This is a genomic window from Sandaracinaceae bacterium, from assembly GCA_016706685.1.
Lineage (GTDB): Bacteria > Myxococcota_A > Polyangia > Polyangiales > Houyiibacteriaceae > JADJJE01.
Window position 1 is genome coordinate 257858 of record JADJJE010000002.1, and the last position, 13895, is coordinate 271752.

Genomic DNA, 13895 nt, shown 5'->3' on the forward strand with positions numbered 1-13895 from the left:
TGGCGCGACTTTGGGGCTCAGACGAGAGGTACGGACTGTGACGCATGCGGTGGCTCCCGGTAGGGTGGCTTGGTGGGGTGGTCTGGTCTTCGCGGTGCTGGTGATGGCGGCTCTCGGGCTCGCCCCGGCCGCGAGTGCGCAGGGAAGTGATGACGAGGCGCGGGCGCTCTACTCGGCGGGCGAGATCGCCTACAACGAGGGCCGCTTCCAGTCCGCCCTAGAGTACTTTCAGCGCGCCTACGAGCTCAGCTCGCGTCCCGCGCTGCTCTACAACATCGGCAGCGCCGCCGAGCGCGTCCGTCAGGACGACGTGGCCCTCGCCGCGTTCGAACAGTACCTGCAGGAGGTGCCCGAGGCGCCCAACCGCGCGGCCGTCCAGGCGCGCATCGAGATCCTCCAAGCCGCCATTGCGGAGCGCGCCGCGCGCCCGGAAACGACGCCAGACGAGGAGCCCGACGCCGAGCCAGAACAAGATGAGGCGGGGTCAGCCTCGGGCGCGTCCGACGACTCGGGCGCCTCGGTGGTGCCTTGGGTCATGGTGGGCGCCGGCGGCGGCGTGGCGGTTCTGGGGGCCGTCTTCGTGGGGCTGGGGTTCAAGGATGCCGGCACCGTGACGGACGCGCCGCAGGGCTCCGACTGGTCCAGCGTGTCGGGCGCGTACGACCGTGCCCCGCGACGGCAGGCCATCGGCTTCGCGCTGGTGGGCGTGGGCGTCGCCGCCGCCGTCACCGGCGTGGTGCTGGCCGTGACGGGCGGCTCGGACGACGACGCGAGCGCGGACGGCGACTCGGGTGTGTCGGCCTGGGTAGATCGTGGTACGGCCGGCGTGGTCGGTTGGGGGACGTTCTGATGCAGTTCGATCGCTTTTCACTCATCGCGGCCGCTGGGTTGCTCACGCTGTTCCACGCAGGCTGCTCGCCCAGCATCCCCGAGGGGCGCTTCAGCTGCACGTCCGCCACGGTCGCGGCCGACTGCCCACCCAACTGGGCATGCCGCGCCGACGGCCTCTGCTACCGCACTCCGGGCAATGTCCCTGATGGGGGGACTGACCAAGGTGGTGGTGGCGACGCCGACGTCACCGGCGACGGCAGCCTGTGCACTGCGGCCGACCCGGCCGACCTCGCCGCGGTCGACGCGAACTGCGACGGTGTGGACGGTGTGCTCGGGTCCACGGGCTTCGTCTACGTGCGCCACGACGGGCTGATGACGGGCAACGGCGACTCGCCCGCGGCGGCCGTGGACCTGGCGCGCGCGTTCGTCGTGGCCAACTCACGCATCGCCACCAGCATCGACGTGACCCTGCTCCTCGCCGAGGGGGCTTACGCGACGAGCTCGGCATACCAGGTCGAGGCCGGCGACGGTCTCCTCACGCTCGTGGGTGGCTACACCACTGACTTCACCGCGCGTGGGACGTCTCGCAGCGTCGTGACGTCGACCGAGGAGAGCGCGCTGCTCATCGATGCGGCCGAGGTGACCGTCGACTCGGTGGACTTTGCGACGGCCGCCAACCGGACCACGCGCACCGTGACTGTGGTGGGCTCGCCGGCGACCACGCTGCGGAACCTCACCATCACGGCGGGCCGAGGTGGCGACGGGGTGGCGGGCTCGCCAGGCACCCCGAACACCACGACGGGCGCGGTCGGCGACGACGGCGGGGACGGCTCCTCACGGTATGTCCGCGGCTCGGGCGGCGGTGGCGGGGCCAGCGCAGGCGGAAACGGCTCGGCACCCGACCAGACCGCCGATCCCCAGAACGGGGCCCCTTCCGACGTGACGGGGACGAGCTGCGGGGGCGGGGGAGACGCGGGCGGCCGCCCGGTCTTCACCTGCTCATGCGACATCATCAACTCGACGAGCAGCGCTGACGGCGACAACGGTGAGCCCGGTTGTGCTGGCGCCCCTGGTGCACACGGGGCAGGCGGGGTGGCCGCCGCAGGCACGCTCTCCGTAGACGGCGCGTGGGTGCCCGCCGCGGGAGCAGGGCCTGGAGACATGGGCAGGCCTGGCCACCAGGGCGGCGGCGGCGGTGGTGGCGGCAACTCGCAGTGCAACAACATCAACGAGTTGGGCAATGACATCAGCAGCTCGGGTGGCGGCGGCGGCGAAGGGGGCTTGCCGGGCGGCGGCGGCGGTGGCGGGGAGCCCGGGGGCCCGGGGGGCGCTTCCATCGCGCTCACGTCCGTGAACTCGACGGTGACGCTGCGGTCGGTGACGCTGGTGACTGAAGGTGGTGGGGCCGGCGGCCGAGGCGAAGTGGGCGGCACCGGGAGTGGCGGCGGCCCGGGCGGCGACGGGGGGTCAGGCTTCACCTACGCAGGGCTCGACGCGGCTTGCGGCACGGCCGCCCTGGACAGAGTCCGTGGCGGCCGTGGCGGCGACGGCGGCCCCGGCGGGGCAGGCGGGCAGGGCGGTTGCGGCGGCGGCGGCGCAGGAGGTCCCTCGCTGGGCATCCTCTCGAGTGGCAGCGTCGTTGGGATCGACGGCACTGTGATGTTCACCATCGGAGCCGGGGGCAGCGCCGGACCCTCGTGCACCGGTGGGAATCCGGGCGGTGTTGGCGTGCAGCAGAACCAGGTCTCCCTGTAGTCCTGGCCCGAAACGACCAGAACTTGGCCGGCACGGACCTGGGCCTGCGCGCCGGCCGAGGGCATCCTCGTGGGGTAGCTCGAAAGGAACCCCCATGACCAGCGAACACGTGGACGTCCTCATCATCGGCGCCGGCCTCTCGGGCGTGGGGGCCGCGTGGCACCTGCGCGACAAGTGCCCGAGCAAGACGTTTGCGTTGCTGGAGGGTCGCGAGCGCATGGGCGGCACGTGGGACCTGTTCCGCTACCCGGGCGTGCGCTCGGACACGGACATGTACACGCTGGGGTACAAGTTCAAGCCCTGGAAGAACACGCAGACCATCGCCGACGGCACGCTCATCCGCGAGTACATCGAAGAGACCGCGCGCGAGAACGGCATCACCGACCACATCCGCTTCGGGCACAAGGTCACGCACGCCTCGTGGTCCAGCGAAGAGGCCCGCTGGACGGTGACGGCCACGCGCAGCGACGGCCAGACGGCCACGCTCACCTGCAGCTTTCTGATGATGTGTTCGGGCTACTACAGCTACGACGGCGGCTACACGCCCGAGTTCAAGGGGCGCGAGAGCTTCAAGGGGCAGATCATCCACCCGCAGGCCTGGCCCGAGGACCTCCACTACACCGGCAAGCGCGTGGTGGTCATCGGCTCGGGCGCCACCGCCGTCACGCTGGTGCCCTCCATGGCCGACAAGGCCGCGCACATCACCATGCTGCAGCGCTCGCCCACGTATGTGCTGACCATGCCGCGCGAGGACCGCGTGTCGCCCCTGCTGCGCCGCTTCTTGCCCGACAAGGTGGTGCACCACGCGGCGCGTGCAGCGTTCTTCGGCGCGCAGGCGGCCGTGTACCAGATCAGCAAGCGTAGCCCCGAGCTGTCGCGGCGCCTCTTGCTGGCCGGCGTGCGCCACCAGCTGGACGGCAAGCTGGACATGAAGCACTTCACGCCGCGCTACATGCCGTGGGACGAGCGCCTGTGTGCCGTGCCCAACGGCGACATGTTCAAGTGCATCCGCGAGGGCAAGGTCTCGGTGGTCACCGACCACATCGAGCGCTTCACCGAGCAGGGTGTGTTGCTGAAGTCGGGGCAGACCCTCGAGGCCGACATCATCATCACGGCCACCGGGCTCGAGATGCGCCTCTTCGGCGGCATGGGCATCGACGTGGACGGCGTGCCGAAGGCCATGAACGAAGCCCTTACTTACAAGGGCGTCATGTTCGCGGACGTGCCCAACCTGTCGCTGACGGTGGGCTACACCAACGCGTCGTGGACCCTGCGCGCCGACCTGGTGGCCGAGTACGTGTGCCGCCTGCTGAACGCCATGGACGAGCGCGGCGCGCAGCAGGTGATGGCGCGCAACCCGGGCGCTCACGTGGGCGTGCGGCCCATGCTGGAGATGGCCTCGGGCTACGTGGCGCGCGCCAAGGACAAGCTGCCGCGCCAGGGCGTGGACTCACCCTGGCAGCTGCCGCAGAGCTACCGGACCGACTTGAAGGCGCTGCGCTTCGACCGCCTGGACGACCAGCACCTGCGCTTCTCGAAGCGGTCGAAGAAGACGGCCACGGCCACGACCGAGTCTGCGCCGCGCGCCAAGAGCCGCCCACTGACCGTGAACTGAGCGCGCAGCACGTCAGCTGGGGTACCCTCACGGCAATGCTCGCCAAGGGTTCCAACATGCACCACATGCGCACCTTCGTCGTGCGCCATCACGGCGACGCAGGCTGGGAGCGAGTGCTGGGCGCGTTGGGCCCCGAAGAAGCCGCCTCCGTGCGCGCGGTGCTCCCGGTGGCCTGGTATCCGCTGGCCACGCAGCACCTCCTGCTGCGCACCATCGACCGCACGTTGGGGGCGGGGGACGGCGAGCTGGCGCGGGTGATCGGACGCTACGAGGCCGACCAGGACCTCACGCTCGTGCACCGGCTCTTCCTGCGGATGGCCAACCCGGCGTTCGTGCTGGAGAAGGCCGGCGACTACTGGAGCCGCTTCTACGAGGCAGGCACGTGGACCGTCACGCGCGGCGAGGGCGGCACCTCGGCGCGTGGTGAGCTGCGTGAGGTCGAGCCCACCGACGAGCTCTTCTGCCTGTACCTCGAGGCCTACGTCATGCGCATGTTCGAGCTGGTGGGGGCCAAGGACGTACGCGGCTCCCACAGCCGCTGTCGGTGCCGTGGCGCCGAAGCCTGCGTGTTCGAGGGCCGCTGGTCCTGAGCGCAGTGTGCCGTCAGGGCGCGCTGGGACGCGAGCTGCTGGTCGGGGTCGTCGTCGCGGGCGGCGTTGCGCCACTGGGAGCGCCGTCGACCACCCGGACGACCAGCGTCATCTCGGTGCCGCGCCGGTTGATGCTGAGCGCCCACGAGCTTGCGCCACGCAGCCCCGAGTAGGCGGCGAGCACCTCCTGGGGCGTGGTGGTGGGCCTGCCGTTGATGCTCTTCAGCAGGTCGCCGTTCCGGAGCCCGAGGGCAGCCAGCACGCTGCTGGGGCGGATGCCGTGCAGCCGGAAGCCGATGGCGCCGTTGTCGTTCGCCGGCACGGCGCGAGCAGAGCGCGCGAGGATGGCCAGGTTCGACAGGATCAGGTCGCGGGACTCGCGGCTCATGGTGGCGACGCCCGGGCCCACACGTGAGATGCCGGCGAGGATGCGCGCGATGATGGACTCGTTGCGCGTGGCCGCGGCGGGATCAGGGTCTGCGGCCGGGGCGGTGCTGGTGGACGGCCCCGCAGGGGGGCTCTGGCGGCCGGGCGGCGAGCCCGCCGGCACATCCGCCAGCGCGACCGCGGGCGCCGTCGCGAGCAACAGCGCGCACACCAGCAGGAGGCCACGTGAAGAGAACATCCGGGAGAGCATGGCGCTCAAGATACACCGCCGCCCGGCAGAGCGCCCGGCCGCTCCCGCTTCAGAAGGGGCCCACGCTGCGCGTCTGCTGCTGACCGGCGGAGTCGGCCTGGTCGGCCGCGATGCAGCCGCTGCCGATCAACGTCATGGTGAAGATGCTGAAGATCTCACCGAAGACCCACGCGAAGGGCATGACGTAGACCACGGTCATGGGCCCGAAGCGCGAGGTGAGCATGCCCGAGAACCCGCAGTTGCAGCAGCCCAGCACCAAGATGATGGCGAGCACGATGCCGATGGTCCCGAGGAGGGCACCGGTGTGCCGTTGGATCCACTCCACGCTCATGGAGAACGAGCCCGTGAAGTCGCGCTCGGTGGCCACCAGGTAGGTGGCTGGGTAGAGCATGACGGCGGCCGCGAGGCCCGGCAGGAAGCAGCACATGGTGCCCGCGGCGACCGCGATGAAGTAGACGATGGTGACCGCGAGGTTGGGGCCGAAGCGGGCGAGCGCGATGCGCAGGGCGTCGCCCACGCCGTTCACGGAGCCCGGGCCCTCGAGGATGACCATGCGCATGGCCCGCACCAGGCCGAGGCGCGCCGCGAACACCAGGAGCATGAGGCCACCCCCCAACAACCCGAGGGCGCTGGCCAACATGTTGCCTTGGGCGACCTCGCCGTACGCGCCGGTGCCGAGCTGCTGGAGCGCGTTGATGCGCAGGTACTGCGACACCCACAGCGGGATGTTGGCGACCAGCGCGCCCAACGACATGACCAGGAACCCGCCCAGGATGCCGGAGGGCACCAGGCGCCCCATCAGCGTCTTGAACACGTCCATGGCCGCGTTGAAGTCCGCCACCGCCAAGCGCCCGCCGCCGCCCTGCGGAGGGGGTGCGCCGAAGCCGCCGCCCTGCGGAGGGGGTGCGCCGAAGCCGCCGCCCTGCGGAGGTGCGCCGAAGCCACCACCTGCGCCGAAGCCTTGCCCCGAACCCCCGCTGGGGGGCCCACCGAAATTGCCGTTGGTCACGCCGCGAGCCTATCAGTGTCAGGCGCCGCTGTCGTCGCGCAGCTGCCGCATCTCCTTGAGCGGCGCGAACTTCTCGGGGTCCACCGGGTGCACCGTCACATGGCCCACCGCGAAGGCGTGCTCGAAGCGGGCGTCCAGCAGCGCCACGCGCACGCGCACGGTGCCCCAGCGCTGGCCCTTGATCTCGACCGAAGGCGTGGTGGAGTGCGTGTCCACCTCGATGGTGGTGCGGTCCGACACGAACACGAAGGCCGTCTCCTTCGGCACGCTGGCTTGCGCGTAAGACAGCTCGATGCGCTTCGTGAAGTGCGGGTGGCGCATGCGCGTGCCCTGCGCCACGGCGCCCACGGCGTCGAGCTGGGCGGCGATCAGCGCGGGCCCGAAGGCGCCGTCATCGTCGGTCAGGTCGGCCAGCTGGCTGCCCGGCTGGGTGCGCCGCGGGTCCTGTCCCGCCACCATCACCAGCTGGGCGCCCAGCTGCACGCTCACGCCGAACATCTTGAACGTGCTGTCGGGGGGGTGCGACGCCGCATGGAGCGACCGATAGCGCGCGAGCTCGTCCTCGGTGAGCAGCGGTCCGCTCGGCAGCGAGCGCAGCGTGGCGCGCAGGCGCTCACTCCCGTCGAAGCGCGTGCGCAGCTCCCAGCCCGCCTCGGTGCTGTGGTAGGTGGCGTCGAAGGGCACGTCCTGCTCGAGCGGCAGCGCCTGCCGGATGTCCACGTCGAGGGCGCACGGGAAGGTGCGCGCAGGGTCGTGTGCGCTGCAGCGCGACACGATGGGCAGCGTGCGCACGTGCGCGTGGTAGCCGCCGTGCAGGCGCCCGGGTGGGCCCTCGAGGGCCTTCGCAAAACGCATGGCGCCGGTGAGTGCGCAGCCGCCGTCGTCGCTCGGTTGCTCGCGGAGCTCCACGATCAGGTCGTCCAGCGCTCTCTGCGGGCTGCTCATGTCCCAAGTAGAACGTGTTCTACTGAGCGGGGCAAGCCGGCGCCGCCGCCGCCTCTCGCAGCAGCTCGCGCAAGAACGTGTGCGCCGGGTCTCCGTCGAAGCGCGGGTGCCACCAGATGCAGTGCTCCACCTTTGGCAGCTCACGCGGGGCGTCGATGACCACCACGCCGTCGAACGACACGGGCGCCTCGAGCAGTTGGCGCGGCGCCGTGGCCACCAGGTCCGTGCTGCGCACGATGGCGGGCAGCGCCAGCAGATACGGCAGCGACGCGCGGATGCCCTCGCGCGCCCCGAAGCCATAGCGGCTGTCGGCCATGGTGCGCGGCACGAAGCTCACCGGCGTGTTGGAGAGGTGCTGGTGCTCCCCGTAGTCCGCGAGCGTGAGCCGCTTGCGACGCGCCAGCTTGTGTCCGCGCCGCACCAGGCAGACGTACTCGTCCACGAACAGCGTCTCGCTGCGGATGCGCTCGGGCGGGCTCAACAGGAAGCCGAGCGCGAGGTCGATCTCGCCGTCGGTGATGCGCTCGGTCAGGTCCGGCAGCGAGATGGGCTCGGCCTGCAGGCGCACGCCCGGCGCGTGACGCTCGAGGGCACGCAGCAACGGAGGCAGCGTCAGCACGCTGTGCAGGTCGGTCATGGCCACGCGGAACACCCGGCGCGACGTCTCGGGCTCGAAGCGCAGGCCCAGCTGCACGGCGCGCTCCACCGCCTGCAACGCTTCACCGAGCGGCACCAGCATGGCGTCCGCGCGCGGCGTGCGCTTCATGACGCGGCCGCTCTGCACCAGCAGCGGGTCGTCGAACAGCTCCCGCAGGCGGCCCAGCGTCTGGCTCATGGCCGGCTGGGTCACGCCCGTGCGGCGCGCTGCGCGGGTGACGCTGCGCTCGCTCAAGAGGGCGTCGAGGGCCACCAGCGCGTTCAGCTGGAGGCCGTGCAGGAGCGACTGGGGCATCCCCGAGTATAAGCACAGCTTATGGCCGCAGGACGAATGCGGATGAGCGACCGCCGCACGCGCACCCTAAGGTCGTCCCCATGAGCACATCACCCTACGCGCGGGGTTGGTATCTGGTGGCCTGGAGCGCAGAGCTCGTGCCGGGTCAGGTGAAGCCCGTGCAGGCCTTCGGCAAGGCCTTCGTGCTCTACCGCGCCGAGGACGGCACACCCGTGCTGCTGGACGGACACTGCCCGCACCTGGGCGCGCACCTCGGGCACGGCGGCCGTGTGCAGGGCGACAGCATCGTGTGTCCCTTCCACGCGTGGCGCTTCGGCGCGCACGGGCGCTGCGTGGAGGTGCCCTACGCCACGCGCATCCCACCGCGGGCTGCCGTGGGGGCCTACCGCGTGGCCGAGCACAGCGGCATGATCTTGACGTTCCACGCGCCCGACGGGGTGGCGCCCAACTACGAGGTGCCCGTGCTGCCCGAAGTGAACGACCCGGCCTGGACGCCGCTCCAAGTGGCGGAGATCGAGGTGCGCACGCAGCCCCGCGAGGTCATCGAGAACATCGCCGACGTGGCGCACTTCCGCCCGGTGCACAACACCAAGATCGACGACTTCGAGGTCATCTTCGATGGGCCGCGGGCCACGCAGCGCAGCCTCGGGAAGGGGCGCAACCTGAAGGGCGAGAAGATCGACGTGCTGAGCATCGCCACCTACCACGGCCCCGCGGTGCAGTTCACGGAGCTGGCCTGGGCGTACCCCATGCGGCTGATCAACGCGCACCTGCCCATCGACCAGGACCGCCTGCTGCTGCGCTTCGGGGTGACGCTGCGCGCGGGCGAGGGGGTCACGCTGCCGCCCGCCATCTTGGAGGCGCACGTGGCCGCGGCGCGCAACGGGTACTTCGAGGACGTGGCCATCTGGGAGCACAAGCGCTGGCGCGACAAGCCCATCTTGGCCGACGGCGACGGGCCCATCGGCAAGGTGCGTGCGTGGTACGCTGCGTTCTTCACGGAGGCTTCGGCGTGATGTCCGCAACCAACCCCGCCGCGAACGAGCGCTACCTGGTGGTGTCCACCGACGGGCACGCCGGGCTCCTGCCCGAGAAGTACCGCGACTACCTGGACCCGCAGCACCGCGAGCGCTTCGACCGCGAGATCGGCGCCGAGGTCGCCGCCCGTGTGGCGCGCGAGAAGGACTTCCTGATCGACGAGTTCAACGAGAAGTGGCGCGCGGGCAACGGCGCGAAGCTGGCTGCGGCGTGGGACTCCGACATGCGCCTCGAGGTCATCGACGCCGACGGCGTGACGGCCGAGGTGCTGTTCCCGGACGGCATCACCGAGCGCAACGCGCCGCCCTTCGGCGCCGGCTTGGGCCTGCGCCCCTATGGCGTGGACCCCGAGCTGCAGTGGGCCGGGGCGCGCGCGCACAACCGCTGGATCGCCGAGTTCTGCGCGGCGGCGCCCGTTCGCCGCATCGGGCTCGCCATCGTGCCCATGCTGTACGACGTGGACGCCGCGGTGCGCGAGGTGGTGTGGGCGCACGAGCACGGGCTGCAGGGCATCTTGATCCCGGCGCTCACCGGGGATCATGCCCCGTACAACCACCCCAAGTACTACCCGGTGTGGCGGGCGTGCGAGGAGCGCGGGATGGTGGTGCACAACCACTCGGGGCCGGCGCCGGACTACGACTTCTCGCTGCCGGGCGCCATGGGCGTGTTCCTGGTGGAGTTCGCGTGGTGGGCCGCGCGCCCCATGTGGCACCTGATCTTCGGCGGCGTCTTCGAGCTGTTCCCGAAGCTCAAGTACTGCCTCACCGAGGTGAGCGAGTTCTGGGTGCCCCACACGCTCGAGCTCATGGACGTGCGCGCGTCGGTGAAGCACACCAGCGGCAAGCTCGGTGACTTTCGCTCGAACCTGACCATGAAGCCAAGCGACTACTTCCGGCGCAACTGCTGGCTCAGCGCGTCGGCGCTGTTCGACGAGGGCAGCACGGCCGTGCGCCACGACATCGGCATGAGCCGCATCATGTGGGGCACCGACTTCCCGCACCCCGAGGGCAGCTGGCCGCGCACGCGCGAGAAGATGAAGCAGTACCTGACCGGCATCCCCGAGGCGGAGCTCACGCAGCTGCTGGGGAGCAACGCCGTCACCTGTTACGACCTCGACGTCGGCAAGCTCGCGACCATCGCGGCGCGCATCGGCCCCGAGAAGTCCCTCTTCGTGAGCGAGGGCTGAGAGACCACCATGGCACGACTCCGCTACGTCCATTCCCCCGCGCCGGCTGCCCCGGTCACGCCTGCCGCAGGCAGCACCCAACACACGGTGCGCTCCCTGCGGGCGCTCTACACCACGCACCCCGAGATCGTGGCCGCGCTCTTGCCGCGGCCGCTGGTGGCGGGCGTGCGCCCGCAGATCTTCGTCCAGTTCGCGCACGTGGCCATGCACATCACGCCGGAGCGCACCGTCACCATCGGCGCCGCCACGGTGGGCGTGAGCTGCCAGCACGAGGGCCAGCCGGGCTACTACGTGCTGGCCATGCCCATGGAGGGCGAGTTCGTGGTCATCGGCGGGCGCGAGAAGTTCGGCGAGCCCAAGAAGATCGCGGAGACGTGCTTCGAGCTGGATGACGAGTTGGACGGACGGCGCCGTGTGAACGCGCAGGTCACTCGCCAGGGCGTCACCTTCCTCGAGCTGGGCGGCCTGGTCGGTGAGCCGGTGGACAGCCCCAAGCAGTTCACCGAGCACTTCTTCTGCTTCAAGGGCATGCCCACCTGCGAGCCGACCAAGAACAACAACGGCGGCTTCGACGGCGAGGTGTTCCTCACGCGCCTGGTGTGGGAGCGCGACTACAGCAGCGTGCGGCGCGTGCACGACGCCTCGCTCACGCTGCGCGAGTCACGCTTCGACCCTTTGGTGGACGTGCCGGTGCTCAGCCTCGACAGCATGGAGTTCGCCGAGGGGCGCACGCAGACGCGCGGTGAAGTGCTGCGCGCGGTGCCCGGCGAGTGGCTCGCGCCCTTCTGGGGGCAGCGCTACGACACGCCGCAAGCAGGAGTGGAGGTCGCGCTCGCGTCCGAAGCGAGCGGGTCTACGGACGCGGAGAAGGAGGGCGCTCGTGCAGGCGTTTGAAGGCAAGGTGGCGGTGGTCACGGGCGGTGCCAGCGGCGTGGGCCGCGCCATCGTCACGCAGCTCGGCGAGCAGGGCGCGCGCGTGGTCATGGCCGACATCGACGCGGACGCGCTGGGGCGCGAGGGGGCTGCGCTGCGCGAGCGCGGCCTCGACGTGGTGGAGGCGGTGGTGGACGTCACCACGGCGGCTTCCGTGGATGCGCTCGCGGCGCGGGTGTTCGAGACGCACGGCAACGTGCACCTGCTCTTCAACAACGCCGGCGTGGGCGTGCGCGAGGCGGCACGGCCGCTGTGGACCATCCCCGAGGCCGACTGGCAGTGGGCCTACGCGGTGAACGTGATGGGCGTGGTGCACGGGCTGCGTGCCTTCGTGCCCACCATGCTGGAGAAGGGCGAGGCGGGTCACGTGATCAACACCTCGTCGGGCAACGGCGGCATCACCAGCCTGCCCACCACGCCGGTGTACGCGTCGTCCAAGGCCGCGCTCACCAGCCTCACCGAGGTGCTGCACCAACAGCTCATGAAGGCCGGCGGAAAGCTGCAGGCACACCTGCTGTTCCCGGGGCCGCACCTGGTGGACACCAACATCCTCAACTCGGACCGCGCCCGCACCGAGCGCTTCAAGGCCGAGGGTGAGGCGCCGCCGCCCTACACGGACATGCAGGAGCTGGCGCGCCGCGCGGGAGTGGGCTTCCAGCTGACCTCGCCGGAGGAGGTGGCCACCATGGCGCTCGAGGGCGTGCGGGCAGGGCGCTTCTGGATCCTGTCGGAGCTGGGCACCAGCAACGCGCGCCTCGAGCAGCGCACGGCCGACATCCTCGCGCGCCGCAACCCGGGGCCCACCTGACGTGACCGATGCGAGCGCCATGCAGCGCATCCTGGACGCGCAGCAAGCGGACTTCCTCGCGCACCTGCCCGTCAGCGCGGCCACGCGGGTGGGCCGCATCGATCGCGTCATCGCGCTCTTGCTCGCGAACCAGGGCGCCATCGTTGCGGCCATCGGCGCCGACTTCGGCGGGCGCTCGTCGCACCAGACGCGCATGGGGGACCTCTACGCCACGCTCGAGACGCTGAAGTACGCGCGCGAGCACGTGGAAGCGTTCATGAAGCCCGAGAAGCGCCGCGTGAACACCCCGCTCGCGCTCTTCGGGGCCCGCGCGCGCATAGAGTATCAGCCCAAGGGCGTGGTGGGTATCCTCGGCACCTGGAACTTCCCTGTGAACACGGTGCTCTCGCCGCTGGCGAGCGTGTTGGCCGCCGGCAACCGCGCGCTGCTGAAGTTCTCGGAGCTCACGCCGCGCACCGCCACCCTCATGGGCGAGCTCATCGCTCAGCGCTTCAGCGAGACCGAGCTGGCCTGTGTGGAGGGGGGCCCCGACGTGGGCGCGGCGTTCGCGGCGCTGCCCCTCGATCACTTGGTGTTCACGGGCTCGGGCGCCACCGGAAGGCTGGTCATGCGGGCGGCGGCCACGCACCTCACGCCCCTCACGCTCGAGCTGGGGGGGAAGTCGCCGGTCATCGTGGCCCCCGACGCCGACATCGCGGGCGCCGCGCAGCGCATCATGGAGGGCAAGGCGCTGAACTCTGGCCAGGCGTGCCTGGCGCCCGACGTGGTGTTCGTGCCCCGGGGCCAGCGCGAGATGTTCGTGGCTCACGCGAAGCGAACGGTGGAGCACATGTTCCCCACGCTTCACGGCAACCCGGATCTCACCGCCATCGTGAACCCGCGGCACGCCGAGCGCCTGCGTGGCTACGTGGCTGCGGCGCGCGCGGCCGGCGCCGACGTGGTGGAGGTGAACCCGTCCGGAGAGCGGCCTCCTGCGTCAGCGGCCGAGCGCAGGCTGCCCTACACGTTCGTCCTGGATCCCGATCCTGGGCTGGCCGTCATGCAGGAAGAGCTGTTCGGGCCGCTGCTGGTGGTCCGCACCTACCGCACGCTCAGCGACTGCTGGCGCGCCATACAGGCCGGGCCGCGCCCGCTGGGGCTCTATGTGTTCACGCACAACGCCGAGACGCAGCGCGCGGCGCTCGACCAGACCCACTCGGGCGGCGTGACGTTCAACGACGTCCTCACCCACGCGAGCCAGGACGACCTGCCGTTCGGTGGCATCGGCCCGTCCGGCATGGGGCGCTACCGAGGCATCGAGGGTTTCCGCGAGTTCAGCCACCCGCGCGCCGTTTTCCACGCCAGCCGGGTGCCGTTGCAGCGGCTGTCGGGGTTGGTGCCGCCGTTCGGGGCGCGGGCGGAGCAGACGCTGGCGCGCATCCTACGCGGACGCTGACCCCCGCTCTCCAGCCGCATACGCTGACTCCCTTGCGTGCTTTCGCGGTGGCGATCCTTTGTGGCCGGGTGCCCTGGGAGCGTCGTCTTGCGCCTGATACGATGGAGGTTCGCCTTCTCCAGCGAGACATGAGTGTCTGGCTGGGTGCGCGCAGCTCCTGG

12 protein-coding genes and 1 pseudogene are annotated in these 13895 nt (G+C 70.9%); 9 read left to right on the top strand and 4 right to left on the bottom strand.

Annotated elements, in window-relative coordinates:
* Nucleotides 1-37 precede the first annotated feature (37 nt).
* The 4 genes from IPI43_04675 to IPI43_04690 all read left to right on the top strand — a co-directional run bounded on the left by IPI43_04675 (nucleotide 38) and on the right by IPI43_04690 (nucleotide 4791).
* Nucleotides 38-850, top strand: a complete 813-nt coding sequence (locus tag IPI43_04675) for a tetratricopeptide repeat protein (GenBank protein ID MBK7773421.1) — start codon at nucleotides 38-40, stop codon at nucleotides 848-850.
* The gene (locus IPI43_04680; GenBank protein ID MBK7773422.1) at nucleotides 850-2586 is read left to right on the top strand and encodes a hypothetical protein; all 1737 of its coding nucleotides are present in this window, start codon (nucleotides 850-852) and stop codon (nucleotides 2584-2586) included. The genes IPI43_04675 and IPI43_04680 overlap by 1 nt, the downstream gene beginning before the upstream one ends.
* Before the next feature lie 94 nt (nucleotides 2587-2680).
* On the top strand, nucleotides 2681-4201 hold the full coding sequence (locus IPI43_04685) for an NAD(P)/FAD-dependent oxidoreductase (GenBank protein MBK7773423.1): 1521 nt from the start codon (nucleotides 2681-2683) through the stop codon (nucleotides 4199-4201).
* Nucleotides 4202-4266: 65 nt separating this feature from the next.
* Complete coding sequence (locus IPI43_04690) at nucleotides 4267-4791, top strand: hypothetical protein (GenBank protein MBK7773424.1); 525 nt, start codon at nucleotides 4267-4269, stop codon at nucleotides 4789-4791.
* Between the two features lie 13 nt (nucleotides 4792-4804).
* Here the strand turns inward: IPI43_04690 and IPI43_04695 are convergent, their stop codons facing one another.
* The 4 genes from IPI43_04695 to IPI43_04710 form a co-directional block, all read right to left on the bottom strand.
* The gene (locus tag IPI43_04695) at nucleotides 4805-5416 is read right to left on the bottom strand and encodes a hypothetical protein (GenBank protein ID MBK7773425.1); all 612 of its coding nucleotides are present in this window, start codon (nucleotides 5414-5416) and stop codon (nucleotides 4805-4807) included.
* A 61-nt stretch (nucleotides 5417-5477) separates the two neighbouring features.
* The gene (locus IPI43_04700) at nucleotides 5478-6437 is read right to left on the bottom strand and encodes a hypothetical protein (protein MBK7773426.1); all 960 of its coding nucleotides are present in this window, start codon (nucleotides 6435-6437) and stop codon (nucleotides 5478-5480) included.
* Nucleotides 6438-6455: 18 nt separating this feature from the next.
* Nucleotides 6456-7382, bottom strand: a complete 927-nt coding sequence (locus IPI43_04705; GenBank protein ID MBK7773427.1) for a hypothetical protein — start codon at nucleotides 7380-7382, stop codon at nucleotides 6456-6458.
* A gap of 19 nt (nucleotides 7383-7401) precedes the next feature.
* Entirely contained in the window at nucleotides 7402-8334 is a 933-nt protein-coding gene (locus IPI43_04710) for a LysR family transcriptional regulator (protein ID MBK7773428.1), read from the bottom strand.
* An 80-nt stretch (nucleotides 8335-8414) separates the two neighbouring features.
* Between IPI43_04710 and IPI43_04715 the strand changes: the two genes are divergently transcribed.
* From IPI43_04715 to IPI43_04735, 5 genes and pseudogenes are all read left to right on the top strand, one after another.
* Complete coding sequence (locus IPI43_04715; protein ID MBK7773429.1) at nucleotides 8415-9350, top strand: Rieske 2Fe-2S domain-containing protein; 936 nt, start codon at nucleotides 8415-8417, stop codon at nucleotides 9348-9350.
* Entirely contained in the window at nucleotides 9350-10558 is a 1209-nt protein-coding gene (locus IPI43_04720) for an amidohydrolase (GenBank protein MBK7773430.1), read from the top strand. The genes IPI43_04715 and IPI43_04720 overlap by 1 nt, the downstream gene beginning before the upstream one ends.
* Nucleotides 10559-10639: 81 nt before the next feature.
* A pseudogene (locus tag IPI43_04725) lies at nucleotides 10640-11452 on the top strand (acetoacetate decarboxylase family protein).
* Nucleotides 11439-12299: an SDR family NAD(P)-dependent oxidoreductase gene (locus tag IPI43_04730; GenBank protein ID MBK7773431.1), complete on the top strand. Its 861-nt coding sequence runs from the start codon at nucleotides 11439-11441 to the stop codon at nucleotides 12297-12299. The pseudogene IPI43_04725 and the gene IPI43_04730 overlap by 14 nt, the downstream one beginning before the upstream one ends.
* 19 nt (nucleotides 12300-12318) lie before the next feature.
* Nucleotides 12319-13734, top strand: coding sequence for a coniferyl aldehyde dehydrogenase (locus IPI43_04735; protein MBK7773432.1), 1416 nt, complete (start codon nucleotides 12319-12321; stop codon nucleotides 13732-13734).
* Nucleotides 13735-13895: the final 161 nt, after the last annotated feature.